Genomic DNA, 26,416 nt, shown 5'->3' on the forward strand with positions numbered 1-26,416 from the left:
CCAGACTACCAACGACGATCGGCAATGGCAGCTCAGCCAGGAGCTCCAGCTCGCCGGCAAAGCTTTCGGTGACCGGGTCAGCTATGTCCTTGGCGCTTTCTATTTCAAGGAGAAGGCGTCGGATATGGCCACGGCAGATCTGGCCATCGGCCTCAATCCCCCACTCGTGCTGACCCCGCCCTTCACCCCGGCGGTGTTCATCCAGAACTATGTCGACAACAAGGGCTGGGCGGTGTTCGGCCAGGCCGATGTCAAGATCACCGATGGGCTCAGCCTGACGGTCGGCGGACGCTACACCCATGACACGAAGCGGTTCACCTCGATCAATGTGCGCCAGCGCGACAATGTCGAATTCGTCAACACGACGGTTGAGGCGACCTTCAAGAAATTCACCCCGCGACTGGGCGTGAACTATGCGGTTACCGACGATGTCATGCTCTATGCATCCTGGTCGAAGGGCTTCAAGCAGGGCGGGTTTAATGGCCGACCGCTGGTCAGCCAGGCTGAAGTGACACAGTTCCGGCCCGAAGAGCTGGAAACCTATGAGATCGGCATCAAGTCGCAATGGCTCGACCGGACCTTGACCGCCAATCTCGCGGTGTTCCATTCGATCTACAACGACATCCAGCTTACCGTGAACCAGACGCCGACAAATTTCGTCGCCAATGCCGCGAAAGGAAAGGTCGATGGGTTCGAGCTCGAACTGGTGATGCGTCCGGTGCGCTGGTTCACCGCCAATGCGGCGGTCGGCTATCTCGATGCGCGCTACACCTCGATCGGGGAGGGATTGGGGCCGACGCAGATTCTGCCGATCACCCTCTCCAGCCATTTCGTCAAGGCGCCCGACTGGACCGTCTCGGCCGGTGCCGAGGTGCGGCATGAATTCAGCGGCGGCAGTGAGGTGACGCTGCGCGGCGATGTCAGCATGTACAGCCGCACCTATCATGACGTGGCCAACACCCCGATCATCACCGATGACGGCTATGCGCTGGTCAACGCGCGGATCAGCTACACTCTGCCGGGGGGCGATATCCAGCTATCGGCCTTTGGCACCAACCTGACCAACACGCTCTATCTCGTATCGGGCAATGCCTCCGGCGCGTTCGGGCTGGCCGAAGCCAGCTATGGGCGGCCGCGCGAATGGGGCGTCTCGGCGAGCTTCAAATTCTGATCGGGCACACCGGATCGGCCGGCGCACCGGTCGATCCGGCCCCTTTCGGGACGTTTCGCTTTCTACGATCGAGGATCGGCCTATGTTAGGTGAAGCCTTTCTCCTTTCTGCCGTGGTGACTGATGGAACAAGACGATCTGGGTGGGTTGGACGCCCTGTTCGGATATCAATTGCGGCGGGCCTCCGCAGTAATGATGGCCGACCTCACCGAGCGTCTGGTCCCGATCGGGCTGACGGTGGTGGAGGCGTCGCTGCTCTGGCTGGTCGAGACCCGATCGGGCGCGACGCAAAGCGACCTCGGCCGCACGCTGGGCGTCCAGCGCGCCAATATGGTGCCGTTGATCACCAAGCTCGCCGGCCGCGGCCTGATCCAGAAGACGCGGGTCGATGGCCGATCCCAGGGGCTGAGCCTAACCGAGGCGGGACGAGCCCAGGCGAAGATCGTCAAGACGATCATCGCGACGCACGAAGCGAAGTTCAGCACCTGTCTGGAGGGTATGGACCGGGCGGCATTGTTCGCGATGCTGCAATCGGTCCGCTCCCGGTAGAACGCAACGTCCGCCGCTCCTGCCGGCGGACCATCCTTATGGCTGCACCCCGCAAAGCTGACCGTCCAAACGGCGGTCGCTCTTGCCGTATGCAATCCACATTGTTATGTAGCATAACATTTATACCGAAGAGGCAAATGCCTGATGCATGATGTTTCCCTGTCGATCGGCGGCCGCGCGGCCAACGCGGTGACCAGTTTCGAACGGCACGATCCGGTGACGGGCACCGTCGCGACCCGCGCCGCCGCCGCCACGCCCGCCGATGCGATCGCGGCGGCCGACGCGGCCGCCGACGCGCTGGCCGCATGGTCGGTGCTAGGCCCGAACGCACGCCGCGCGCTGCTGACCAGAGCCGCTGACGCGCTTGATGCCAGGGCCGCCGATTTCGTCGATGCGATGATGAGCGAAATCGGCGCGACCGAAGGCTGGGCGCGCTTCAACCTGATGCTGGCATCCGGCATGGTCCGCGAGGCTGCGGCCCTCACCACGCAGATCGGCGGTGAGGTCATCCCGTCGGACAAGCCCGGCTGTATCGCGATGGCGCTGCGCGAGCCGGCGGGCGTCGTGCTCGGGATCGCGCCGTGGAACGCGCCGATCATCCTCGGCGTCCGCGCAATCGCCGTCCCGCTCGCATGCGGCAACACCGTCATCCTCAAGGCATCGGAGCAATGCCCGCGCACCCATGCGTTGATCGTCGAGGCGTTTATCGAGGGCGGCCTGGGTGGCGGGATCGTCAATCTCGTTACCAATGCGCCCGCCGATGCGAGCGAGGTGGTCGGCGTCCTGATCGATCACCCGGCGGTGCGCCGGATCAACTTCACCGGATCGACCGCTGTCGGCCGGATCATCGCGAAACGCGCGGCGGAGCATCTCAAGCCGGTGCTGCTCGAACTGGGCGGCAAGGCGCCACTGATCGTCCTCGAGGATGCCGATCTCGACGAAGCGGTGAAGGCGGCCGCGTTCGGCGCTTTCATGAATTCAGGCCAGATCTGCATGTCGACCGAACGCATCATCGTCGTCGATGCCGTCGCCGACGCCTTTGCCGAACAGTTTTCCGCCAAGGTCGACACCATGCCGGCCGGCGATCCGCGCAAGGGCAACACGCCGCTCGGTGCGGTGGTCGACCTCCGCACCGTCGGCCACGTCCAGGCGCTGATCGACGACGCGCTGGCGCGGGGCGCGGTGCAGGCCAATGGAGGGCGCAGCGACGGCGTGCTTATGCCGGCGCAGGTCATCGACAGGGTGACGTCCGACATGAAGCTGTTCCGCGACGAGAGTTTCGGCCCGATCGTGGCGATCATTCGCGCCCGCGACGAAACCCATGCAATCGAGCTCGCCAACGACACCGATTATGGCCTGTCCGCCGCGGTGTTCACTCGCGATATCGCACGCGGCCTGCGCGTCGCGCGCCAGATCAAATCCGGCATTTGCCACATCAACGGCCCGACCGTTCACGACGAGGCGCAGATGCCGTTCGGCGGCACCAAGGCGTCGGGGTACGGCCGCTTTGGCGGCAAGGCCGGGATCGACGCCTTCACCGAGCTGCGCTGGATCACGATCGAGACGCAGCCCGGCCATTTCCCGATCTAACTCATTTTCAGGAGCAGCCTCATGACAATCGATCCCACCGAACTGGCAACGGTCACCCATGTCGTCGACGGCGGCATTGCCTGGGTGAGCTTCAATCGCCCCGACAAGCGTAACTGCATGAGTCCGAAGCTCAACCGGCAGATGATGCGCGTGCTCGACGAGTTGGAATATCGCGACGATGTCGGCGTGCTGGTGCTGACCGGCGAAGGCACCGCCTGGTCCGCCGGCATGGACCTCAAGGAATATTTCCGCGAGACCGAGGCACAAGGCCTGGGCGGTACGCGCGCGGCGCAGCGCGAAAGCTATGGCTGGTGGCGGCGTCTGCGCTGGTATCAGAAACCGACCATCGCGATGGTCAATGGCTGGTGCTTCGGGGGCGGCTATGGCCCGTTGTTCGCCTGCGACCTCGCCTTTGCGGCGGAGGAGGCGCAGTTCGGCCTGTCCGAGATCAACTGGGGCATCCTGCCCGGCGGCGGCGCAGCCAAGGTCGCGGTCGAGCTGACCTCGTTCCGCAACGCGATGTACCATGCGCTGATGGGCGAGAATGTCGACGGCCGGACAGCCGCCCAATGGGGTCTGGTGAATGAAGCGGTGCCGCTCGCCCGGCTCAAGGCGCGCGTTACTGAAGTCGCCAATGTCCTGCTGCAGAAGAATCCGGTGGCGCTCAAGGCGACCAAGGACGCGATCCGCCGCGTTCGCGAGATGAGCTACGACAATGCCGAGGATTATCTCATCCGCGCGCAGGAAGCGGCCAACAGCTACGACAATGAAGGCCGCAAGGAAGGGATCCGGCAATTCATCGACGACAAGGCCTATAAGCCGGGTCTCGGTGCCTATGACAAATCCAGACAGCCCGCCTGATCGGCCGTCGGATGACCGTAGAGACACTTCAGCCCCCCGTGGCGGGGCCCATCTCCACAACGACCGGCACGTCGCTGGATCGCCTGTTGCGGCCGCGGTCGGTCGCGATTGTCGGCGCGTCCGACAAGCCCGGCGCGCTGGGCGCGTCAGTGCTGGCCAATCTTGACCGCAATGATTTTGACGGTGCGGTCCATCTGATCAATCCCAAACGCACGGAGATCAACGGCCGGCGCTGCCTCGCCTCGGTCGATGATTTGCCCGACGGCGTCGACGCCGCGGTGCTTGCCATCCCGCGCGCCGCGGTGCTGGAGACGATCGCCGCGCTGGCGCGGCGCGGCGTCGGTGCCGCGGTGATCTTCTCCGCCGGCTTTGCCGAAGGTGGCCCGCAAGGGCTTGCCGAACAACGCAAGATTGCCCGCATCGCCGATCAGGGCGGCATGGTGATCGAAGGGCCCAATTGTCTTGGCTTGGTCAATTATGTCGATCGCATTCCGCTAACCTTTGTCGAGACCGACGCGGTCGCGCTGGGAGACCGGCCCGGCATCGGCATCGTATCGCAAAGTGGCGCGATGGCTGCGGTGCTCGCAGTTACCCTCGCCAGCCGCGATCTTGGCCTCTCCTTCTCCATTTCCACCGGCAATGAAGCGGCGAGCGGCGTCGAGGATTATGTCGACTATCTCGTCGATGACCGCTCCACGCATGTCATCGCGATGATCGTCGAGCAATTCCGCCAGCCGGCGCGATTCCTCGCTGCGGCTCGCCGGGCGCGCGAAGCCGGCAAGATTATCGTACTGCTCCATCCCGGCAGAAGTAGCGCCGCTCGGGAGTCCGCCGCGACCCATACCGGGGCAATGGCCGGCGATTATCAACTCATGGTGACGAAGGTACGCCGCGCCGGAGTGATCCTGGCCGAGACGCTTGAGGAACTGGGCGACATCGCCGAAATCGCCCTGCGCTGCCCGGCGATGACATCAGTCGGCGTTGCCGTGATGGGCGAATCCGGTGCGTTCAAGGCGCTGACGCTCGATCTGTGCGAGACGCTGGCGCTTGACCTTCCAACGATCGACGAAGCGAACGCGCCCGCCCTGCGCGCCGCGCTCCCCCCGTTCGTCGGCATCGCCAACCCGCTCGACCTGACTGCGCAGGGGCTGGTCGAACCCGATCTCTATTTCCGGACGCTGGCAGCATTGTTCGCCGATAATCGCTTTGGTGCGGTTCTCGCCGCGATCATTCAGACCGACCCGGTCACCTGCGGCATCAAGGTGCCACCAATCCTGCGCGCGGTCGGCGACCTCAGGCCCACCAAGCCGATCATCTTCGCCGGGCTCGACGAAGGTGCCGCCATCCCCGCCGGCTATATCGCCGAGCTCCGCGCGCTCGGCATTCCCTATTTCCCCTCCAGCGAGCGTGCCTTGCGCGCAATGAAACGCCTTGCCGATTTTGCGGAGCGCGATTTCACCCCGCACGAGACGTCCGCTCTTACGGCACCTATTTTGCCCGAAGCGGGCGGCATCATTCCAGAATATCGCGCCAAGAAAATGCTCGCACCGCTCGGCATCCCCTTTCCCCACGGGCGCTTTGTTGAGACACTGCAGGAAGCGATAATCGCGGCCGAGGCCATTGGCTATCCGGTGGTGCTGAAGGCGCAATCGCCCGAGCTCAGCCACAAGAGCGACGCGGGCGGTGTCGTGCTCGGTCTGGCCGATACGACAGCGCTCGAGCAGGGTTGGCAGCGACTGCAGCATGATGTCAGCCATCATCGCCCCGATCTCGCGCTCGATGGCGTCTTGATCGAGAATATGAGCCGGCGCGGCATCGAATTGATCGTCGGCGCGCGCAATGACCCCGAATGGGGACCGGTGATCCTAGTCGGTTTCGGTGGAGTCACGGCCGAAATCTACCAGGACGTCCGGTTGCTCGCGCCCGACTTGCCGATCGCCGCGATCATCGAGGAAATCCACCGATTGAAAGCGGCGGCATTGCTGCGTGGTTTCCGGGGTACGCTACCCTGCGATGTCGCAGCGGTAGCGCGCCTCGTCGACACGCTGGGCCGCCTGCTCCTAACCGAGCCGTCGATCCGCGAAATCGACCTCAATCCGGTCATCGTCTATCCACAAGGCGAGGGCGTGATGGTCCTCGACGCCCTGATTCTTGCCGATGCGAAAGACCCTGCCGGTTGATCCGGGACATGATGTTGACGCGATCCTGACGACATAAGCAGATAATAGAGTTGGGAGGATTGGACGATGCAGACGGACCCCCGGGAAACGATTGCCGCCGCACCGATGGGCAGAGTCCAGATCATCGCCGTGGCGCTGTGCGTGGGTCTGAATGCGCTCGATGGTTTCGATGTTCTGTCGATCAGCTTCGCCTCGCCGGGCATCGCCCGGGAATGGGGGATCGATCGCGCCGCGCTTGGCCTGGTCCTGTCGATGGAATTGATCGGCATGGCGGTCGGGTCGATGGTGCTGGGCAATCTCGCCGACCGCATCGGGCGGCGCCCCATTGTGCTGGGCTGCCTTGTCATCATGTCCGCCGGCATGGCGCTGGCTACGGCGGCCGGCGACGTCGTCGCGCTGTCGTTGTTCCGCCTGCTCACGGGCTTCGGTATCGGCGGCATGCTCGCGGCGACCAATGCCGTCGTCGCCGAATTCGCCAACGCGAAGCACCGCAGCCTGTGCGTCGCACTGATGGCGGCGGGCTATCCGGCTGGCGCGATCATCGGCGGCGCGGTCGCCTCCCAGCTGCTGGTTGCGGGTGACTGGCGCATTGTGTTTTCGTTCGGTGCGTTGGTGACGGCGGCGCTGCTGCCGCTGGTCTGGTTCCTGCTGCCCGAAACGCTAGGCTATCTGGTCCAGCGCCGGCCGACCAATGCGCTGGCGAAAGTGAATCACCTCCTGGCGCGGTTCAGCCGCGAGTCGGTCGATTCTCTCCCCGCTTTGTCCGGAAGCACACCACGCACCGGCCTTGGCCAGTTATTCGCTCCTGCCCTGGCGCCGATCACCCTGCTCCTCACCACCGCCTATTTCATGCACATCATGACCTTTTACTTCATCCTGAAATGGATCCCGAAGATCGTAGTCGATATGGGTCATGCGGCGTCGACCGCCGGTAGCGTGCTGGTCTGGGCGAATGTCGGCGGGCTTGCCGGCGCGGTGCTGCTCAGTTTCCTGACCTGGCGAATCGCGGTGGGCTCATTGGTCATCGCCGCGCTGCTAGCGTCGACTGTAATAGTCTCGGTTTTCGGGCTGGGCCAGTCAGACCTGTCGCAACTGAGCCTGATCGCCGCCGCCGCTGGTTTCTGCACCAATGCCGGCGTCGTCGGCCTCTACGCCATCATGGCACAGACCTTTCCGACCGCAGTCCGCGCCGGCGGCACCGGGTTCGTGATCGGCGTGGGGCGCGGCAGCGCAGCGCTCGGGCCGATCATCGCCGGGCAGTTGTTCAATCAGGGCTGGGGACTCTTCCCTGTGGCCGTGGCGATGGGTCTTGGCTCACTGGTCGCCGCCGTAGCGCTGGCCGCTCTGCGTAGGCGCCAGGCAGCATACGCGTCCGCATGACAAAGATCCCAGATCGCGGCCGAGGTTAAACGCTCACCCGCCCAGTCCGCGCCAGTTTGCCCCAACCGACCCGCGGACCGCGCAGCGCCTGGGTGATCGCTTTCAGCACGACATAATACATCACCTGGCGATACCCGATGCGTTGCGGGATCAGCAGCCACAGCAGCCGCCAATTCTCCCGCCGCTCCAACGCAAAGGCGATCGTTGCCGCAAGCAGGTCGATCGCAGTGAATACCAGCCAGTAGATCAGCATCTTCTCGACATCATGCTGGGTCTGCGCCCAGCCATGCGCCTGCACAGCAACCCAGGTGGTCACGAAGCTGACGATCAGCGCCAGGTCGATGATCGGCGAGATTGAGGCGAGGATGATCTGGAATATGATCGCCTGTGGCAGGCCGACCCGCGCCAAGCCTCGCGGCTTGCCCTCGGCCATCACTCGGCGATGCTTCCACAGGCATTGCAGCGTGCCGAACGCCCAGCGGAAACGCTGCTTGGCAAGGCCGGCGAAGCTCTCCGGTGCTTCGGTCCAGGCGACGGCATATTGGTCGTAGGTCACCCGCCATCCGGCACGCTGGATCGCGATGGTCAGGTCCTGATCCTCGGCCAGCGTGTCGTCGGGATAGCCGCCGACCTGCTTGATCGCCGCCAGCCGCCACGCCCCGACCGCGCCCGGCACAACGGTGATCGCGTCGAGCCGCGCCAGCGCGCGCCGTTCGAGATTCTGCGCGGTAATGTATTCCAGCGCCTGCCATTTGGTGACCAGATTGACGCGGTTGCCGACCTTGGCATTGCCCGCGACCGCACCCAGCGCGGGATCAGCGAACCAGCGCGCCAGCCGCGCGATCGTCGTCGTCTCGAACTGGGTATCCGCATCAAGCGCGATGATGATCTCGCCTGTCGCCAGCTCTAGGCCACGATTGAGCGCGCGCGCCTTGCCGCCATTTTCCAGCGTCAGCAGCCGCACGCGCGGTTCCTCGGCAAAGGCCTCGCGCACCCGTTCGCTGGTCGTGTCGCTCGATCCGTCATCGATCACGATCACTTCGATCCGCACATCGGTCGATGCCAGCACGCCCTCGACTGCGCGCACGATCACCGTCTCCTCGTTGAAGGCCGGGATCATCACTGTGACGAAGCGTGCCGGATCGATCGCCGGGAACACCATCCGCGCCTCGCGCCGCGCCTGGATCAACGCCAGCGCCGACAGGGTCAGTGCGCGCAGGATGCCGATCGTGATCGCGAACAGGAAGATCCATCCCAGCGCGGTCACGATAGTGCCCAGCGTGCCGAAGATGAACAGGTCGACCTGCGCCGCGAGCCGGTCGCTCGCGGAAATCGGCGGCATCGCGACGTCACGCGGAATGCCTGCCAGCGTCGACACCGGCACCAGTGTATAGCCGCGTGCGCGCAACTGATCGATGATCACCGGCAGGGCAGCGAGCGTCTGCGCACGGTTGCCGCCGGCATCATGAAGCAGCACGACATTGCGGCTGCAATTGGCCGGGGAATTATTGCCGCACGGTGCCTTGCCGGCATCGACCATGCTCAGCGTCTTGTCGATGATCGCCTGCACGCCCGGGCGCTTCCAGTCATCCGGATCGACATGCAGCCCGACCGAGATATAGCCGCGGTCCTGCGCCTGCAGCGCAGGCTCGATCTCGTCCGCCGTGGTCGGCTCAGCGTCTCCGAAATAGGGCGCGCGGAACAGCCGCAGCGAGCGCCCGGTGAACGCCTGGAACAACCGCTGCGTGGTGTTGAGCTGGAATGCGGTTTCGGCCGGCGAAGCACCGGCGAGATTGGGATGGGTATAGGTATGGCTGCCAATCTCATGGCCCTCCGCGACCATGCGATTCAGCAGCGAACGCTGGGTCAGCGCATTCTCGCCGACGATGAAGAAGGTCGCATGGACATTCTTCGCCTTGAGCACATCAAGGATGCGCGGCGTCCAGGTCGGGTCAGGGCCATCGTCGAAGGTCAGCGCGATCTGGCCCGGCTTGTAACCGGTGCGCGCCACGACATAAGGCGACGGCAACCGGGTGAAATCCACCCCCTCGATCGACCCGTCGCGCGCCACGATGGGCTGGCGTGTCCCCGCGACCGGCACCGCGGCGATCTTCAATATCTCGCCATTACCCTCGATATCGACATCGGTACCGGCGGGGATCGCGCTGATCGCCGATGGCGGCGGCAATATCCGGTGCGACCGGCCGAAGATCGACCACAGGCCGGGATCCTCCGACCCGAGCCGCCACAGCGCAACGCCACTCAGGCCGGCGCGCTTCAGGAAGCGCAGCTGGTTATAGGCCGACGCCGCATCGAGCAGCCACACGACATGGCGGCTCTTGCCCTCTTCATAGGCGAAGCTGCTGTTGCCGCTATTCTTGTCGAACACCGGCATCGCGCTCGATTCCTGCGCCGCCTCCCAGGCTTCGTCGATCGCCAGCGGCTCGCCACCCTTATCATGCCAGTCATAGCCGTAATTGCCGATCGCCACGACCAGCTTGGCCTTGGGCACGCCGTTCGCGGCGCGCGCCACGCTCTGCTCGAACCAGGTCTGCGATGCGATCGGCCCCGGCTCGCCGCTCAGCTCATGCTCGTCATAGGCCATCAGGAAGACCCGGTCGACGATCGCCGCATAGGCCTTGATGTTCCAGCTTTCGTCGCCGACCGGGGCGGCAATCGCGACCACCCAGTTACGCTTGGCAAAGCGCGCCTTGGCCTCGCGCAGAAAGGCCTGGTAATCCTTTTGCGACGCCGCCGGCAGTTCCTCGAAATCGAAAAAGGCGCCGCCCGCCTGATTGGCCGCCAGCCAAGGTTCGAGCCGGTCGAGCAGCGCCTTGCGCTGTGCCGGCACGCGCAGCAGCGCCGCCATCCCGGCCGAATCCCAATCGCCCTGGATCGCATTCTGGATCATCGGCAGCAGCAGCGGGCGATGCGGTGAATGGTTGATCACGTTGCGCCCGGCATCGTCCCGGAACACCGAGATCTTGTGGTCCGCGCCAGTCACCGAAACCCAGCCGGGGATCAGCCAGTCAAGCTCGCCGATATGCTCGCGCAGCGACGCCGCGCTGGATTCGTCCCATGGCACATGAAAGCCGATCGCCAGCGGCACATCCTCGGCCACGCCGCGCTTGCGGCCGGTCAGCAGCCGGGCATAGTCGTACAGGCGGTGTTTGGTGCGCTTGAGCAAGGGCTCGTGCGGCGCGGGCAGCTTGGTCAGCGCGGGATGTTCGGCCACGACGGGCAGCAGCGGCGCGCGCGGCACCGCACCGATCGAGATCGCCAGCGCCGCCACCGCGACCACCACCAGCAACACGAATGCCGCCACCGCGACACCAAAACGGCGGCGCCTGCGCCCGGATGAATCATAGAAGATCGATTGCTGGGTCATGACGGGCGCGACTAGACTCCGGCTATTGGCATTTTCAGGTCATACGCATGACAAATACGTCATGATCGAGCGGTTGGAGCAACCCAAAAGTGGGACGAAACTGGTGGGATCGCTCACGAATGGATCGGGATGGATCAACGCAGCGCGAAACTGCATTAGATCGCGACGATACGGCTCCCCAACCGTTCCGCTTCGCCCGCATCGTGCGTGACGAGCAGGATCGGCAATTTCAGCACATCGCGGACATGCTCGATCGCCTGCATGACCTCCTCGCGCCGCGCCCGGTCGAGCGACGATAGCGGTTCGTCAAGCAACAGGAAACGGGGATTGCTGAGCAACGCCCGCCCGATCGCGACCCGCCTTGCCTCACCGCCGGACAAGGTCCGCGGCCAGCGGTCGAGCAGCTGGCCGATGCCGAGGAACGCGATCCGATCCGCATCGAGCGGCGCATCGCCCGCGCCATAAAGCAGGTTGGCCCGAACCCGCAGATGCGGAAACAGCCGCGCCTCCTGGAACACATAGCCGGCCCGGCGATGCTCCGGTGCGATGTCGATCCCGGCAGCGATATCGGTCAGCGTCTCGCCACTGACCCGGATCGTGCCGCGGTCGGGCCGCAGCAACCCGGCAACCATATTGAGGATGCTGGTCTTGCCCGCACCCGACGGCCCGAACAGCACCGTGGAGCCGTCCCCCGCGTCGAGCTTCAGCGCAATCTGAGTGTCGCCGCGGCGCTTCGAGACATGGATCTCAAAGGACATGCAGCCCCCTCCCCGCCCGTCGCGCGAGCAGTTCGGACATGATCAGCGCCGCCAGCGACAAGGCGACGGAGATCGCCGACAGCCGCAGCACCATCGCATCGCCGTTCGGCTGCTGTAGTGCCGCGTAGATCGCCAGCGGAAGCGTGCGGGTCTGGCCCGGCACGTTCGACACGAAGGTGATCGTCGCGCCGAACTCGCCGATCGACCGCGCAAAGCCAAGCACCGCGCCGGCCAGCACGCCCGGCACCGACAATGGCAGCGTGATGGTTCGGAACACCCGCCAGCGCGACGCGCCCAGCGTCCGTGCTGCCCCCTCCAGCCGGCGGTCGACTGCCTCGATCGACAGGCGCATCGCCCGCACCATCAGCGGCAGTGCCATCACCCCTGCCGCGATCGCCGCGCCGGTCCAGCGAAACAGCACCGACACGCCGAACCAGCTTCCCAGCCACGCCCCGATCGGCCCACCCGGCGCAAAGGCCAGCAACAACAGCCAGCCGGTCACCACCGGCGGCACCACCAGCGGCAGGTGGATCAGGCCATCGAGCACGATCTTGCCGGGAAATGCCGTGCGGGCAAGGATCCAGGCGAGCGCAAAGGCGATCGGCAACGTTGCCAGCATCGCCACGCCACCGACCTGCAACGACAAGGCGACGATCGCCCATTCGTCCGGGGTCAGCATGACGTTGCCCAACTTACTTCGTCACCCCGAAACACGCTCAGGGTGACAACTCCTTGCAAGGTGGCCGCCCGCCTCAACGCGGCAAAAATCCGTATTTCGCGAAGATCATCTTGCCCTCGCGCGACACCAGAAACCGCCGGAACCCCTCGGCCTCGGGATTGCGCGACGCCGTCAGCCGCGCGATCGGATAGGTGATCGCGGGATGACTGCCGGCCGGGAACGCGCCCGCCACGCGCACCCTGGCCGAGGCCCGCGCATCGGTCGCATAGACGATCCCGAATGCCGCCGCGTCGCGCTCGACCAGTAGCAGCGCGGCGCGGACATTCTCCGCCCGCACAACTTTGGGTTCAAGCGCGGCCCAGGCGCCAAGCCTGGTCAGTGCCGCGCGGCCATAACGCCCCGCTGGCACCGAATCCGGATCGGCCATCGCCAGCCGCCCGGCGCCAACCGCCGCGACGATCGGGCGGCTGCTGCGCAGGTCGACTCGCGCCGCATTGCGTAGCCCCGCCACCAGCACCAGCCGGTTGCCAAGGAAAGACGCCCGAGTCCCGGATGCGACCAATCCCTTGGCCGCCAGTGCATCCATCCATTCCTCATCCGCCGAGATGAACAGGTCGGCCGGCGCGCCCGCCAGCACTTGCCGCGCCAGCGCGGATGACGCGGCGAACGACAAGACCGGTTTCGGGTGCCCCTTGCGCGCCCAGGCATCGGCCGCCGCGCTCAGTGATTCCTGCAGGCTCGCCGCCGCCAGCACCAGCGGCGCGGTCGGGGCCGGCGCTGCCGCGGCGGGCACGGCAATGCCGGCGATCAGGGTCATCAGCCACAGCATCATTCGGAACATGATCGGCCTCGTCCTGGCGGTTGCGGGTCACGGCCTAATCCGATCCGGCCGGGCCGTCAGCAGCTTATTGCGTGCCGCGTCGCAACCCGCCCAAACCGACACAGATTTTCAACGCCCACCGCACGGCGCACGCTGGCATCCCGGCCGCGAACCAATTATCGCCCATCGCACCAAATGGGGGGACAGACGCCGATGATCGTCGGAATCGATCTTGGAACGACCAACAGCGCGATCGGCATCTGGCGCGACGGCGCGGCGCAGCTCGTGCCCAATGCGCTCGGCGACCTGCTGACTCCCTCGGCGGTGGCGATCGACGACAGCGGCGCAGTGATCGTCGGCATGGCCGCGCGCGAGCGTCAGTCGACGCACCCGACCGCGACCGTCACGGCGTTCAAGCGCTGGATGGGCACGCGCCAGACCGTCACGCTGGCGGGCAAGACCTTCACTGCCGAGGATCTGTCGGCGATCGTCCTGTCCAGCCTGAAAGCCGATGCGGAAGCCTTTCTCGGCGAATCGGTGACCAGCGCGGTGATCACGGTCCCCGCCTATTTCAACGACCGCCAGCGCAAGGCAACGCGCCGCGCGGGCGAGCTTGCCGGCCTGGCGGTCGAGCGGCTGATCAACGAACCGACCGCCGCCGCGCTCGCTTACGGCATCCAGGACCGGTCGGAAAAGGAGCCGTTCCTCGTCTTCGATCTGGGCGGCGGCACCTTCGACGTGTCGATCGTGGAGATTTTCGACGGCGTGATCGAGGTCCGCGCTTCAGCCGGTGACAACCGGCTGGGCGGCGAAGATTTCAACGACACGATCATTGAGGTCGCCCGCCCGCGCATCGACCCCGAAGGCCATCTGGCCAAGATCGACCCACTGGTGCTGCACGAATTGCTGCGCGCCGCCGCCGAACGTTGCCGCCGCACCTTGAGCGAGCAGGAGGAAGCGAGCTTCACCATTACCTCAGGCGACCGCCAATTCGCCACCACCGTCACCGCGGGCGAGTTCGAGACGCAGGCAGCCCCCTTGCTGGCCAGGCTGCGCGATCCCGTGTTGCGCTCGCTGCGCGATAGCGACATCCGCGTCGAGACGCTGAGCGAGGTGATCCTGGTCGGCGGCGCAACACGCATGCCAATCGTGCGCAAGACGATCACGCGCATGTTCGGCCGCTTCCCCAATGCCGCCGTGCATCCCGATCACGCGGTCGCGCTGGGCGCTGCGGTGCAAGGCGGATTGAAGTCGCGCGACGCCGATCTGGAGGAAATCCGCCTCACCGATGTCTGCCCGTTCACGCTGGGCGTCGACAACAGCGCGCCGGACGGCCGCGGCGGCTTCCGTCATGGCCTGTTCTCCCCGATCATTGAGCGCAACACGCCGATCCCGGCGAGCCGGGTGAGCTATTATTCGACCCTGTCCGACAATCAGCGCAACGTCGAATTCGGCATCTACCAGGGCGAAGCGCGCGAGGTGCAGGGCAACGTCAAGCTCGGCGCAATCAAGGTGCCGGTGCCACCGGCCCCTGCCGGCCATGTCCAGGTGGAATGCCGCTTCAGCTACGACACCAGCGGTTTGCTCGAAATCGATATCAAGGTCCCCGCCTCCGGCCTGGTGCGCAACCTGGTGCTGATGGACGATGACGAGGCGCCGAATGCGAAGGAAGTCGAGGCGCGCCGGAAAGTGCTCGCCGCGCTGAAGCGCCATCCGCGTGAGGAAAGCCACAATATGGCGGTGCTGGCCCGTGCCGCGCGCTGCTACGAAAGCTTTATTGGCGAGCGCCGCGACATGGTCGGCAAATGGACCGCGCAATTCGAGGCGGCGCTCGACGGGCAGGATCCGCGCGTGATCGACACGGCGCGCGCACAGTTCGAGGATGCGCTCAACCAGCTCGAAGGCGATCGCTATCTATGAGCCCCCTCTACGGAATCTGGCGGATACTCGATGTAGAGAGGACCCGCGACGTTCCGACGATCCGCGCGGCTTACGCCCGGGCACTGAAATCTTTCGACATCGATGACGAGCCGGCACGCTACGCCGCCCTGCGCGACGCGCGCGACGCCGCGCTCGCTTATGCCCGACAGCCGCAATCCGACGACGACGCGAGCGATGGCCAGGCAACCGACCCCGAGGAGGCAATCCTCCCCGGCATCACGATTCCCCTGCCCGATTTCGCGACAGGCCTCAGCGCCCCGACATTATTCGACGCATCGCCGCCGGACACACCGATCGCGATCACCCCGATCCCACCGGATGGTGATTTCCGGCCGGTGCCGCCGGAGCTGGTACCGGCCGCTGAGGAACGGATTCTGCCGCTGGTCGAGGTGACGCTGACGCCGCCGGTTCTCGACCTGGGCGAGGCACCACCACTGCAACCCATCAACGGCCTCCCGCCGGGCTTCGCCGAGGCGATGGATCAGCGCTACAATGCCGTGCTCAGCCTGCTTTTCCCGCAGGACGAACGGCGCCATTATCATGTGCGGGATCCCGACCTGTCCGCGCTTCGCGATCATGTCGCGGTGCTGCTCGCCGATCCGCGCATGGAGGAAATCGCCTTTCGCGCGGACGCCGACCGCTGGTTCGCCAATGTCGTCGCGCAATCGATCCCGCGATCCGACCCAATCCTCGATATGGTCATGACGGCGTTCGGCTGGCTCGATAGCCGCGGCCGCATCGACCAGCCACCGGTCATCGCCGCGATCGTCGCGCGGCACGACTCGCTCGCGTTCGTCACGCGCGTGCAAAGCAAGGACCATCCCCTGCGCAAGGCGTGGCGCGAGCTGACCACGCCCGCGCAGGAGAATAGCTGGAAAGGCATTGATGTCAGCGGCGCGGCGGTCCGCTCGCTGCTCGTCAAGATACGCCGGGAATATCCCGATCTGGAAGACATGTTCGACAGCTATCGGGTGTCGTTGTGGGAAGCGTCCAGCTTCAGCAATTCCAAGCGTAACTGGGTTGTCTGGGTGATCGGTGCGTGGATCGCGCTGACGATCCTCAGTTCGCTCGGCGGGCTCTCGAACACGTCATCGAATAGTATTTCCCCATCGAATAGCCTTGCCTCCGATACCGTTTCGCTGCCGCCCGGGCAGGCCGAATTGAGCGCTTTCAACGAAGATCTTGACGCCATACTGGAGAAAGTCGGCGGTCGGTGGCTCGATTATGACATCCTCAAAAGGAAAAACCCGACGCTTTACAATGAGCTTGCCGCAAACTGGACCGCGGCAAAGAGGGAGAATGTCGATCGCGAGGGCATCAACCAGGGCATGGTCGAGCTGCTGACCAAACGCTACGGCCTCGCCCTGCGGCAGGCCGATTATGATATCGTCGCCGCATATGCTCGTCTAACTCTCAATCGGATGAAGAAGGCGCGGTCAATGGGCGCCGATGCCTGTGAGGCGCTCTTCACGACTGGGAAGATCCCGCAAGAGACATTCTTCAACGATACCGATCAGCAAAAGGAGATCATCGCCCGGACATTGACCGCGGCCGGCACCAGATCGACCGTGCAGGCCGAACCCGGGACCATTGCCACGAAGAAGATGTTCGTCAACGCCGCAGCCGGACGAGCACACCAGCCGCACGAGCTGTTCGTGGCATCGATGATGGGCAAGGGTACAGCGAAGAGCCGCTGCGACGCCCGTATTGCGCTGATTGAAACCGCGCTGGCCGTGCCGCCTGAAATGGGGCTTGAGGTTCTGCGCCTGCTGTAAGCGGCGGCCGAAATCCGAACTGAGCCACGCCATGGCAACCACCAAAAGCTGGTGGAATTGGCGACCTGTTGGCGTGATCCAACATGCATCTGATTGGCAGTGGATACGTAAAGCATTGAAATCACACGCTTCGGCTGTATGGCACGACTAATGCACCTGTTGCCGCGATGCGGGCCGATTGCGGCCTGTCTTCGCAACAGGAGAAACCCATGGTCACCGCCCGCCAATCGCTCGCATGTGTCGCCACCATCGCCGCCGCAAGCGCCGCCCTCCCCGCCGTCGCGCGTCCCACTCCGAGCATGACGCGCGTCATCGTCTCGACCCAGAGCAATGTGTCGGGCCCGCGCGCCATCTGCCTGACGCCACATGCCAAAGGCGAGGCGGTAATCAACGCCAGGCTTGAGCGCCGAACGTGCCTGTCGGCGCGGCAATGGGCATTGAGGGGGTTCAGGGTGGTGGAGAGCTAAGCGGGACCGACTTTCATCTCAGCCTTATCATGGCGGCGGTGAGATAATTTCAGTGATACGCCCAATGCCCCTTGATCATCGCACTGCATGGTCGAGGGGCTATTGCTCATGTCATCGAAACGGAAATGACAGCTGAATCCGCAATCAATGCGGGCGGTTACCATCGCGGCGAAGGAGCAGGCGATCCCAGGTGATTGAGAGCCCGGCATATACTAGGATCGCCATTAGCGCGAACAGCCAGGGGGGTATGACCCATTGCGGCGGAGCGATCCTGCCATCGACAATCCGGTCGCCGAAGAACATTCCCGTGGCGACATACAGGCAGCCGTACCAATAGACGGCGCTGAGCGCGGCCTTGACGACGTGAAGGACCATGGCAAGCCTCATCTCGCGGCCGGGATAGCTCGACGGATGACGGTTTCATAATCGGCCAACGCGCCACTGCCCTCGATCGCGCCAAGCCCATGGCGAAGGCGATACCAATCCGCAACGATCGAAGCTTGCTGCTCGACGGTGTATTTGCCCAAATCCTTGGCCGGTGACAGGCGGCCATATTGATACACGCCGCCCTCCAGCAACAATCGGCGAAACTTCAGCCAAATGCCGGATTGAACCTGCCAGACGTGAGTAAGCTCGTGGATCAACAACCACATTCGGGCGGCACTGATTGAAAAATCGGCATGGTAGATCGGTGTCGGGAAATAGACTTCGCCATCGGGTGCCATGGCCGTATCGTCGGGTTGCCAGAAGGCATATTTACCGCAATGTATTCTCGTGATGCCGGTGTTTAGGGCATTGCCGAACATCCAACGCGCCTCGCGCTCTTCCCCCGGGGTGAGCAAGCGGACGATGTCGGCCATGCCGCTACTGCACCCGAGTGGTTATTCGGCGCAAACCCGCTTGCCAATTCAATGCGGCAAAAACCATTACGCTAACCATAATTACGGCCAGTGCGATGGCGCGCTGCTGCAAAGATCCCTCTCCTCTCGCGGCGTCGATGGGGTCGATGCCGCAAATCCTGAACGACAACCAGGCCACAACGAACCAGTAGATACTCGCCGCAAGAGCAGTGAATACATAGCGCCCATATACCATATGCCGATATTTTCATGAAAAACTATATTCGTCAACAGGATGAACGATATTCCTGCCAACCGGCATGGAGTCCCGATTTTAGTGACCTGTGCAGCAACTCCGCATATTCTTCACCTGGAAGTAAGGGGCGTTGCGCGTGCCCAGGACGTTCCACGTTCGGATCGTCAGGGAAACGAAACACCATTGAAGCGTTGAAGCGCCACTTTGAACGTTCGAGAGGCCTTGACGATGCGTCCCTTCGCCCACGCCCTGCTTGTTCCTATCGCGATGCTGGCCGCCTGCGGGCCTGGCGCCAAAACCGTCTCGAACGACCAGACTGTTTCGAACGATACGACTTCGGCCGAAGCGCCTCTTGGCGTTACGCGCGAGGCGCCACCGCCCGCGACCCCCGCGCCCTATCAGCCCGCGACAGTCATTCAGACCCAGCCGGGACCAAGCGGATCACGGTTCGACCTCACCCGTGTCGCGGTGACGGGTGACGTGCTGACGGTGCAGTTCGCCGCCAGCCATCCGACAAGTGCGACGGTTGGGCTCGATCTCAACGACGTTAGCGTGGTCGATGATACCACGTCGCAACGCTATAGCGTGCTTCAGGACGGCGGCGGGAAATGGATGGCTTCGCCTCGGCAGGGCGCCCGGGTCGTCGCTTATATGAGCAAAGGCCAGCCCGAGGTCTACTGGTTCAAATTCCCCGCGCCCCCTGCGACGAGCAAGACGGTGTCAATCAACCTGCCGGGAGTCGGCCCCTTCGACGGCGTGCCGGTAACGCGCTGATGCACAGGCCTGCGCTGATCGGACTGATTTTGCTCGCTGCGTGCTCGCCTGCTCGCCAGCCCGCGCCGACCCCCACGGCGCAACCTATGCAAGACCCCATACAAGACGGCGCGCCACGCGCGACGACCGCGCCGCCCGCCCGAAACGCCACAAACCTTCGCGGTGAAGTCAGCCCGCTCAGCGGGACGATCAGCGATTTCAAAGTGACGGTAAGCGGTCTTCAGACGATCGTCGAATTGCCCGCCGATATATTGTTCGCGTTCGATTCCGCCGATCTGACGGCGGCGGCGCGATCGCCGCTGAAACGGACCGCCGACCTGATCGCGCACAGCGCGCGTGGCGATATCCGCATCGTCGGCCATACCGACAGCAAGGGTGATGTCGACTATAATATCAGGCTGTCCGACCGCCGTGCGCGCGCGGTCGGCGACTGGCTCGCCGCCAACGGCGTGGCGGCAGTACGGCTCAAGCCTGAAGGGCGCGGCGAGGCCGACCCGATCGCACCCAACGAGGGTGCAAGCGGCGTCGACAATCCCAAGGGCCGCGCGCTCAACCGGCGGGTAATGATCTATATTCCGCGTTAAAAAGACCCTGGGTTTACTCTGGCTTCCCCGCCGGATGATGCTTCGTCAGCTTCCCTGACGCTCCTTGAAGCCCCCTGGATCATCGTCGGCTCCTCGAACCCCGAACCAGGGTTCAACCTTCTCGTGAATCAACTGCAGCGCGGCAGCAAGATTCAGTATCACTGCCACGAACATCGGAATGCCGGTGGGCCAGCCATAGCCACTGGATGCAGCACTGACGCATGTCCAGATCGCGCCTGTGACGGCAAATATAATGATGAGCCATCTGGATATATTCGAATGGCGATACATGACACCGAACCAGAGCAGCAGCGCTACCGTCGTTCCGATCTGCGTTGCCGCGCTATTTGCCTTGTCCCAGTTTACGATCGACAGCAGCAGCCTGATTGCAAATGCGCCAAGATAAAAGCGCTCGAACCAGATGATCGCTTTCGGACGTTCCACATTGCCCCCGCTTCCAACTATTCACCGGCACGATATGCGTTGATCAGATTTGCTGGGTCGCCCCCTTCATTCTCTGCGGAGGGCTCGAGACTAGGGTCCAAACCCAATCACAGCAACGGTCGCAAGTCTCCGCCTTTCGTCGACCTTCGTCCCGATCCCGGAAATTTCATGCTGGCTTTTCCACCCGCTTGTGCTTCACCAGCCACTCCTTGAAGCGCGCCGGGTCGGGGACATGCATGGCCTACATATCTGATCCGCTTGAGAAGGCCATATCGCGGTTTATCCGGCAAGATGGCGGATCATATTCATTTTCCCCGCCGCGCAGTAGCATTTCCATCCCAATATCTGAAGTTGAATACCGTCAAACCAGAAGCAGGATAAAAACGTGTTCCTCGATAGCGAAATTAATAAGCTTATCAATAGGATTGGCTCTCTTCGCAGCGACATATTGGCGCATGGCAAGCGGCTTGCCGTTATTACCATTTGTGATTATCGGGTCGATACTGTTTTTGCTTGCAAGCCTGACTTGCACTATCGCAGTCAAGTGGTTTGCTCTGCGCCCGCTCTACCGAAGATTTAATGATCGCCGCCATGGCAGGAAGAGTTGGAGACGCAAGAGACTAAGAGGCATGATGGAATTTTTCCGTGTCCATAAATGGAAGTCGAGCATTCTTCTTTTATTTATACTCGTATCTTTATCGATCGGCATTCGTGATTTCGATCGCCGCACGGCCATTTTTGATCACGGGACCAATTTGGCAGCGTATGTCTATCGTTCGGACGATCGACACACCAGAGGCATTTGTACGGTACAATATCGCTATTCGTGGAAAAATCGAAGCTACGAAGGCGATACGACCGGATGCGTGCTGATGCGGCAACATCCCGTCGGGGCAGATATTTCAATTCGCATCAATCCTGCTGATCCCCGTCGCTCAGTGGCCCAAGGCGAACGATTTTGGACGTCCGGTTTTGCCACGCCTTTTGTATATTTCGGGCTCGGAATCTTCACGGCGCTGATTTTTCTGGTTGCCGCGGCGTCCCATGCGACACGACGTTCTCGAATGTGATTGCGCAACATCCAATCACGGAACTGGCCCGGGCTTCGGTGACATGATCAACCGCCCCTTAATGAGTCACAAGCTTTCCGTAACGTCATTTCGCTCCTGTCGCTATTTGTAGCGACAGACGCCCCGCCTCCCCTGCAGTACGAAATGCGCTCAACATCCGACATCACCCTGGGGAGGGCGGCATCATGACGATGATTATGGTTGCACCGATCGATGCGCCGGACGGCGCGCTGTTCGGTCATGGCGTCAATCAGCTAACCGGCGAACGCATCGCTGTCGGCTGCGTGTTGAATCTTCCGGCGCCGACCATCTCGGTCCCGTCGGACAGCGGCGATCACACCACTGCGCTGGTGGTGCAGGACAGCGCCAGCTATTCGAGGCTGATGAGCGCAGTCGCCAGTGTGAGCGCTTCGGGCGTCAGCTGGTCGGCATCGGCCTCGGTGTCCTATCTGCGCGAACAGGCCAATAGCGACACCTCGGTCACCCTGACCTGGAATCGTGTCGTGCGCACCAAGGACCGCATGGCCGACTGGACCAGGGCGACGATCGCGCCCGATGCACTGGATATGCTCAGGACCCAGGGCGTCGACGCTTTCCTCGCCAAATACGGCACGCACTGCATCGTCGGTATCGCTTATGGCGGCTCCTTCTCGGGCTATTCGCGGATCGAGACGCAATCGATCAGCGACAAGGAACAGCTCAAGGCGTCGATCAGCGGTTCGGTCTCCGGCTTCGGGGTGCATGGATCGGTCTCGGCCAGCTTCGAGCAGGATCTACAGAGCAGCAATATCCACTATACCTCATCACAGGATACCAGTGTCGTCGGTTCCACGCCGATCTCGTTCACGGCGCTCGACATTGACGGGATGCAGAACGCGGTCAGGTCCTTTTCGCCGAGCGCGAACGGTCCGCTGCCCGGCATTGACGGCGCGCCGATCGCGCTGATCTGCGTGAGCTGGAACGAATTCGCCGATATCACCAATACGCTGAACGGCGATGTCAGCGCGATCGGCCTCACCACCGAAGAACATGCCCTGCTGGGGCTCTCGTCCGAATATGCCGCGCTGACCTATGCCGCGGGCACCGCCGCCAGCCTGCAGAATTCGCCTGCGATCATCCCGGCCTATGGCCCGGTGCTGACGCAGCTCGGCGACCAGGCCGATAGCGCGCGCAATGACATCGCCCGGCTGACGCTCGACGGCGTCCGCGCCTATGCCAGCACCGGCACGGGAAGCTTCATCAAGGCCGCGACTCTCAAATCGCAGATCGACCGGATCGCCAGCGGCTATGGCGAGATCCAGGTCACCTATGCGCTCGACTGGGCGTTCAACAATGTGACCCGCACCTTCACCAAGCTGGCCCTCCCGGGCGGCGGCGAGCAGAATCTGGGCGGGTTCGTTCACTATCGGGAGCAGGGCAACGACGAAGGCGACCAGATCCTCGTCCTGCTCTACACCTATGACCGCGATGCCAACGGCGTCCCCTTCATCGGGGCGCGGATGCACTATCAGAATCCCTATGCCCCGGCGGCGACCCAGCAAGAGGATCTGTCCATTGTACAGCAGTCGCTCAACCAGTCCTCAACCCGCACCTGCACCGCGGCATGGCCGGCCTATCCGGCGAATTACATCACCGTCTCCCTGATCCCGCCGACAGGCTGAACCACAACGCTAATCCTTGGGGGAGAGCCGGCCGCCGCTCGGGAAACCGGGCGGCGGTTTGTTTTATCGACGGCGCTCGGGCTCGTTTACGGGGCGTCAAACCTTCGCGGCTACTCCCGATTTGCCCTGATGCTGAGGATTCGAGGCGTGGACGTACGAACCGCCGTTATAGCCATTACGTTGCTCGGACCGCTGCTTGCTGGCTGCGCGGACGCGAACGTCTATGATATGTCGCCGGATCAGGTCTATGCCAAACTCATCGAGCTCAGGCACGGCACACCGTCCGTGATCAAGGTAGAAGGGGTGCGTGAGGGCATTTACGGCACGCCGGGAAAGTCGGTCACATGGGTCACCGACTACGCTCATTCCTACCATGAATGCACCGCCTATCTGACGCCGAAAGGGTCGGCGCGGACCAGTGTCAATGTCGGTTGCAGCGACAAGAATGCGCCGGCGAAGTTCGGCATTGCGAAGGTCATGGTCGATCAAATAGCTGGTGAGGCTAAAGCTCAATTGTCCGTCGCCGGCTCTTTCAAGGGCGTGCGGAATCGATACATTGAACTGGTCGATTCGACGCTTGACGGTCGCTCGTTCGACGACGTACGCGCCCGGTCCCAGGTGATGGGCTGGCCCGATCCGCCGATCTGAGGGCCGCTCGGAATAGAATCACTGTTCGGAGGAGCATGCGCCGTGATCGATCACCTGGGAATCAGGGCCGCCGATTTCGAGACCTCCCGGCGCTTCTACAATGCCGCCCTGGCCGCGATGGGCATCACCCCGGTGATGGAAGTCACGCCCGAGCAATCGGGCGGGTATCACGGCATCGGCTATGGCCGGAACGGCAAGCCGACATTCTGGCTGGGCAATAACGGCCCGCTTGGCGAGGGCATCCATATCGCCCTCGCCGCCACCTCGCGCGCCGAGGTCGACGCCTTTTATCACGCGGCGCTGGCCGCGGGCGGACGCGACAATGGCCCGCCGGGGCTCCGCACGCATTATCATCCGACCTATTATGGCGCCTTTGTCCTCGATCCCGACGGCATCAATGTCGAGGCGGTCTGCCACACCCCGGAATGACGGCCGGTAGTGCCGTGACAGTGCATTAAAATTCGAGCGCGGTGGACACCGCAGGTGCGCCCAGCCAATGAATGCACAAGCACCGTATTTTCACCGCAGTTCGGGAATACGATAAACCGGTACCATAGTTCCGCCCATACCGGACCGGTTCCCACCGGCCAGCCGTCACCAGGGGAATATTGGACCAATGGCAGATATCCCTCACCGCGCCTCGTACCGCTCCCGCCCAGGCAGCGTTGCGCGTGCTGTTCAATTGCCGATTTTGGTGTCGGTCTTTCTGATGGGCTGCACAGCTCATACCGCCGACAAGCTTCCATATCCGGCCAAGATCGTGACCAATGGCGACATCAGAATGGACGCCGACAGAAATCTCTTCGTATATTACGACAACGAGCCCGGAAAGACTTATGGCGCCGCCCCGGGTGAACAGAATTATCAGTCATATCTCGAAATGGCCGGGGATATCCGGCCTGGGCAAAAAAAACGATTGCGCGCTCGCTCTGCGGTCTACAAGCGAAATAAAGACAGATCTATTTCCGTCTATGACTATATCAGTATCGAAAACGCTGTATCCGAGCCAGGCATCATCAATATCGAACCCAAAGATAAATTCTATTCATGCTATGACGATATTTTGGACAATCCGTCGGCACGCACACTCTATATCTGGATCAACGGGGTGTGATCGACGATTGCCTTCGTAAACTGTAATTTATTTCGGCGACAGCTTACTTAAGCCAGGATCCAATTTCTCTGCTCACCTCGGGATTCCGTGATAATTCGTTCCGCTCCGACAGTTTAATGAGTTCCATCCCTGTCGGCGCGCGCCAGCCCACCGCCGCGAGCTCTTCTCTGATTTGCTTCGCATCACATTTTATAGGGTAGTCGACAATTCCTCCGGCGAACTGATGAAATGTCTCCCCCTTGCCACGAAGGTCCACAACCAGGCCTCTCAGATGATCACCCACACCGTCCAGCAAGACCGTTCCATCAAGGGTACATAAATTCCCCACAGAGCTGGTCAGTACGTCCGATAAAAATTGTGCGAAATGATCGTCCTGCATCAGCGATCTCATTCTATCATTCAGCTTTAAATCCAGCTCCAGCAGCCTGAAACTTGCATGATAGAGATAGAAAATTGGGTCAGAATCAGACCAGTCCATTACCACCCTTTCGCTCATCTTTACCGGCCGTGGAGAATTGAGCCGCAGGCATCCACAGATCATCGGCTTTCGTCTTGCGTCAGGCCACGAGAGATTTCGACGATATGCGCAATAGATTGATTATCGCACCGTATCGTTAAGGGGTTATCCCATCCCCACCGCCCGTTGCCGCGCGAATCCGCCTGGGGTTCCAATCTCCAACACGGCGCGCTAACCTCGCGATAATGAAGGGAGAATGGCGATGACCCCTGGTTTCCCCGATCCATTTGACGAGATCCGCCGCTATCTGAGCCGCGCGGCAGCGCGCGCGCTCGATCGCGCGATTGCCGAGGTGCAGCAGGCGGCCGTCCGCGCCGTCCGCCGCAAGGTGCGGGATGTGTCTGACACGATCGATTATGTGACCTCGGTCCTCGGCCGGATGCCGCACGGCGCCGCGAACGCCGTCGCCGATGCCGGCCGCGGCCCCTCGGCCCGCCCGCTCGTGCCGAATGAGATCGCGCTGATCACCCAGGCGTTCGGCGCACAGCCGGTGTCGCCCGGTCAGGTCCGCATCGTGCCCGGCGCGGGCCGTCAGCCGGCGGCGGCCGCCGCGTTTCGCAACGGCAACCCCGCGATCACCATCGGCAACACAATCTATATCAAGCCGGACGCCTATCGCGCACGCGGCGGCAGCGACCTGACGAGCAATCCGGAAGGGGTGGAGATGCTGCTCCACGAATATACCCATGTCATTCAATATACACGGCTGGGCTTCACCGCGTTCGGCACGCGCTATGCCCGCGAATTCCACCAGAGCGGTTATGACGCCGGCAAGATGTACGATTATGGCTCGCGCAAGCTGAACTATGACGACGAGATGCTGGAAGGCCAGGCGGCGATGGTCGGCGACTACGGCCGGCAAATGGCGCTGCCGCCGGGAAGCCAGACCCCGGCGCTGATCCAGGAACTCCGCACCAAGCTGCGCGGGACCGGAATCCTCGGGCAATGACG

The 26,416-nt window shown here is 63.0% G+C and carries 25 protein-coding genes; 17 read left to right on the top strand and 8 right to left on the bottom strand.

What is annotated here, in order from left to right:
• The 6 genes from ACRECS_RS20335 to ACRECS_RS20360 all read left to right on the top strand — a co-directional run.
• On the top strand, positions 1 to 1,171 hold a 1,171-nt coding region (locus ACRECS_RS20335), incomplete at its 5' end, for a TonB-dependent receptor (protein WP_431584777.1).
• A gap of 194 nt (positions 1,172 to 1,365) precedes the next feature.
• Positions 1,366 to 1,719: a MarR family winged helix-turn-helix transcriptional regulator gene (locus tag ACRECS_RS20340; RefSeq protein ID WP_431584778.1), complete on the top strand. Its 354-nt coding sequence runs from the start codon at positions 1,366 to 1,368 to the stop codon at positions 1,717 to 1,719.
• Positions 1,720 to 1,863: 144 nt separating this feature from the next.
• On the top strand, positions 1,864 to 3,309 hold the full coding sequence (locus tag ACRECS_RS20345; RefSeq protein WP_431584779.1) for an aldehyde dehydrogenase: 1,446 nt from the start codon (positions 1,864 to 1,866) through the stop codon (positions 3,307 to 3,309).
• Between the two features lie 21 nt (positions 3,310 to 3,330).
• Positions 3,331 to 4,170: a p-hydroxycinnamoyl CoA hydratase/lyase gene (locus ACRECS_RS20350; protein WP_431584780.1), complete on the top strand. Its 840-nt coding sequence runs from the start codon at positions 3,331 to 3,333 to the stop codon at positions 4,168 to 4,170.
• Between the two features lie 11 nt (positions 4,171 to 4,181).
• Positions 4,182 to 6,350: an acetate--CoA ligase family protein gene (locus ACRECS_RS20355; RefSeq protein ID WP_431584781.1), complete on the top strand. Its 2,169-nt coding sequence runs from the start codon at positions 4,182 to 4,184 to the stop codon at positions 6,348 to 6,350.
• Positions 6,351 to 6,416: 66 nt separating this feature from the next.
• Complete coding sequence (locus ACRECS_RS20360) at positions 6,417 to 7,730, top strand: MFS transporter (RefSeq protein ID WP_431584782.1); 1,314 nt, start codon at positions 6,417 to 6,419, stop codon at positions 7,728 to 7,730.
• Positions 7,731 to 7,755: 25 nt separating this feature from the next.
• Here ACRECS_RS20360 and ACRECS_RS20365 read toward each other — a convergent pair whose 3' ends face one another.
• The 4 genes from ACRECS_RS20365 to modA form a co-directional block, all read right to left on the bottom strand.
• The gene (locus tag ACRECS_RS20365; RefSeq protein ID WP_431584783.1) at positions 7,756 to 11,118 is read right to left on the bottom strand and encodes a polysaccharide deacetylase family protein; all 3,363 of its coding nucleotides are present in this window, start codon (positions 11,116 to 11,118) and stop codon (positions 7,756 to 7,758) included.
• Between the two features lie 155 nt (positions 11,119 to 11,273).
• On the bottom strand, positions 11,274 to 11,876 hold the full coding sequence (locus tag ACRECS_RS20370) for an ATP-binding cassette domain-containing protein (protein ID WP_431584784.1): 603 nt from the start codon (positions 11,874 to 11,876) through the stop codon (positions 11,274 to 11,276).
• A complete protein-coding gene (modB, locus tag ACRECS_RS20375) occupies positions 11,866 to 12,555 on the bottom strand; it encodes a molybdate ABC transporter permease subunit (RefSeq protein ID WP_431584785.1) in 690 nt (229 codons plus the stop codon). Before modB ends, ACRECS_RS20370 begins: the two co-directional genes overlap by 11 nt.
• A 73-nt stretch (positions 12,556 to 12,628) precedes the next feature.
• Positions 12,629 to 13,396, bottom strand: a complete 768-nt coding sequence (gene modA / locus ACRECS_RS20380; protein ID WP_431584786.1) for a molybdate ABC transporter substrate-binding protein — start codon at positions 13,394 to 13,396, stop codon at positions 12,629 to 12,631.
• A 192-nt stretch (positions 13,397 to 13,588) separates the two neighbouring features.
• Between modA and ACRECS_RS20385 the strand changes: the two genes are divergently transcribed.
• From ACRECS_RS20385 to ACRECS_RS20395, 3 genes are all read left to right on the top strand, one after another.
• Entirely contained in the window at positions 13,589 to 15,295 is a 1,707-nt protein-coding gene (locus tag ACRECS_RS20385; protein WP_431584787.1) for an Hsp70 family protein, read from the top strand.
• Entirely contained in the window at positions 15,292 to 17,091 is a 1,800-nt protein-coding gene (locus tag ACRECS_RS20390; protein WP_431584788.1) for a hypothetical protein, read from the top strand. Before ACRECS_RS20385 ends, ACRECS_RS20390 begins: the two co-directional genes overlap by 4 nt.
• A gap of 209 nt (positions 17,092 to 17,300) precedes the next feature.
• Positions 17,301 to 17,558, top strand: coding sequence for a hypothetical protein (locus tag ACRECS_RS20395; protein ID WP_431584789.1), 258 nt, complete (start codon positions 17,301 to 17,303; stop codon positions 17,556 to 17,558).
• A 144-nt stretch (positions 17,559 to 17,702) separates the two neighbouring features.
• Here ACRECS_RS20395 and ACRECS_RS20400 read toward each other — a convergent pair whose 3' ends face one another.
• Positions 17,703 to 17,933 (bottom strand): hypothetical protein, encoded by a 231-nt coding sequence (locus tag ACRECS_RS20400; RefSeq protein ID WP_431584790.1) that lies wholly within the window; start codon positions 17,931 to 17,933, stop codon positions 17,703 to 17,705.
• A gap of 8 nt (positions 17,934 to 17,941) precedes the next feature.
• On the bottom strand, positions 17,942 to 18,418 hold the full coding sequence (locus tag ACRECS_RS20405; protein ID WP_431584791.1) for a vgr related protein: 477 nt from the start codon (positions 18,416 to 18,418) through the stop codon (positions 17,942 to 17,944).
• Positions 18,419 to 18,881: 463 nt separating this feature from the next.
• Between ACRECS_RS20405 and ACRECS_RS20410 the strand changes: the two genes are divergently transcribed.
• Together ACRECS_RS20410 and ACRECS_RS20415 are read left to right on the top strand one after the other, a co-directional pair.
• Positions 18,882 to 19,427: a hypothetical protein gene (locus ACRECS_RS20410; RefSeq protein ID WP_431584792.1), complete on the top strand. Its 546-nt coding sequence runs from the start codon at positions 18,882 to 18,884 to the stop codon at positions 19,425 to 19,427.
• Between the two features lie 86 nt (positions 19,428 to 19,513).
• Positions 19,514 to 20,011, top strand: coding sequence for an OmpA family protein (locus ACRECS_RS20415; RefSeq protein ID WP_431584793.1), 498 nt, complete (start codon positions 19,514 to 19,516; stop codon positions 20,009 to 20,011).
• Between the two features lie 45 nt (positions 20,012 to 20,056).
• Here ACRECS_RS20415 and ACRECS_RS20420 read toward each other — a convergent pair whose 3' ends face one another.
• Positions 20,057 to 20,455, bottom strand: coding sequence for a hypothetical protein (locus ACRECS_RS20420; RefSeq protein ID WP_431584794.1), 399 nt, complete (start codon positions 20,453 to 20,455; stop codon positions 20,057 to 20,059).
• A 629-nt stretch (positions 20,456 to 21,084) separates the two neighbouring features.
• On the opposite strand from ACRECS_RS20420, the gene ACRECS_RS20425 reads away from it, so the two are divergent.
• The 5 genes from ACRECS_RS20425 to ACRECS_RS20445 all read left to right on the top strand — a co-directional run bounded on the left by ACRECS_RS20425 (position 21,085) and on the right by ACRECS_RS20445 (position 24,948).
• Positions 21,085 to 21,525: a DUF3592 domain-containing protein gene (locus tag ACRECS_RS20425; protein ID WP_431584795.1), complete on the top strand. Its 441-nt coding sequence runs from the start codon at positions 21,085 to 21,087 to the stop codon at positions 21,523 to 21,525.
• 185 nt (positions 21,526 to 21,710) lie between these two features.
• Positions 21,711 to 23,186 carry an MAC/perforin domain-containing protein gene (locus tag ACRECS_RS20430; protein WP_431584796.1) on the top strand — a complete coding sequence of 492 codons (1,476 nt, stop codon included), beginning with the start codon at positions 21,711 to 21,713 and terminating at the stop codon, positions 23,184 to 23,186.
• A gap of 147 nt (positions 23,187 to 23,333) precedes the next feature.
• A complete protein-coding gene (locus tag ACRECS_RS20435) occupies positions 23,334 to 23,834 on the top strand; it encodes a hypothetical protein (protein ID WP_431584797.1) in 501 nt (166 codons plus the stop codon).
• Positions 23,835 to 23,876: 42 nt separating this feature from the next.
• A complete protein-coding gene (locus ACRECS_RS20440) occupies positions 23,877 to 24,263 on the top strand; it encodes a VOC family protein (RefSeq protein ID WP_431584798.1) in 387 nt (128 codons plus the stop codon).
• 187 nt (positions 24,264 to 24,450) lie between these two features.
• On the top strand, positions 24,451 to 24,948 hold the full coding sequence (locus tag ACRECS_RS20445; RefSeq protein ID WP_431584799.1) for a hypothetical protein: 498 nt from the start codon (positions 24,451 to 24,453) through the stop codon (positions 24,946 to 24,948).
• A gap of 43 nt (positions 24,949 to 24,991) precedes the next feature.
• On the opposite strand, the gene ACRECS_RS20450 is transcribed toward ACRECS_RS20445, so the two are convergent.
• Positions 24,992 to 25,444, bottom strand: coding sequence for a hypothetical protein (locus ACRECS_RS20450; RefSeq protein ID WP_431584800.1), 453 nt, complete (start codon positions 25,442 to 25,444; stop codon positions 24,992 to 24,994).
• Between the two features lie 217 nt (positions 25,445 to 25,661).
• Between ACRECS_RS20450 and ACRECS_RS20455 the strand changes: the two genes are divergently transcribed.
• Entirely contained in the window at positions 25,662 to 26,414 is a 753-nt protein-coding gene (locus tag ACRECS_RS20455) for an eCIS core domain-containing protein (protein WP_431584801.1), read from the top strand.
• The last annotated feature ends 2 nt before the right edge of the window (positions 26,415 to 26,416 follow it).

Source organism: Sphingomonas sp. (assembly GCF_050725575.1).
GTDB lineage: Bacteria > Pseudomonadota > Alphaproteobacteria > Sphingomonadales > Sphingomonadaceae > Sphingomonas.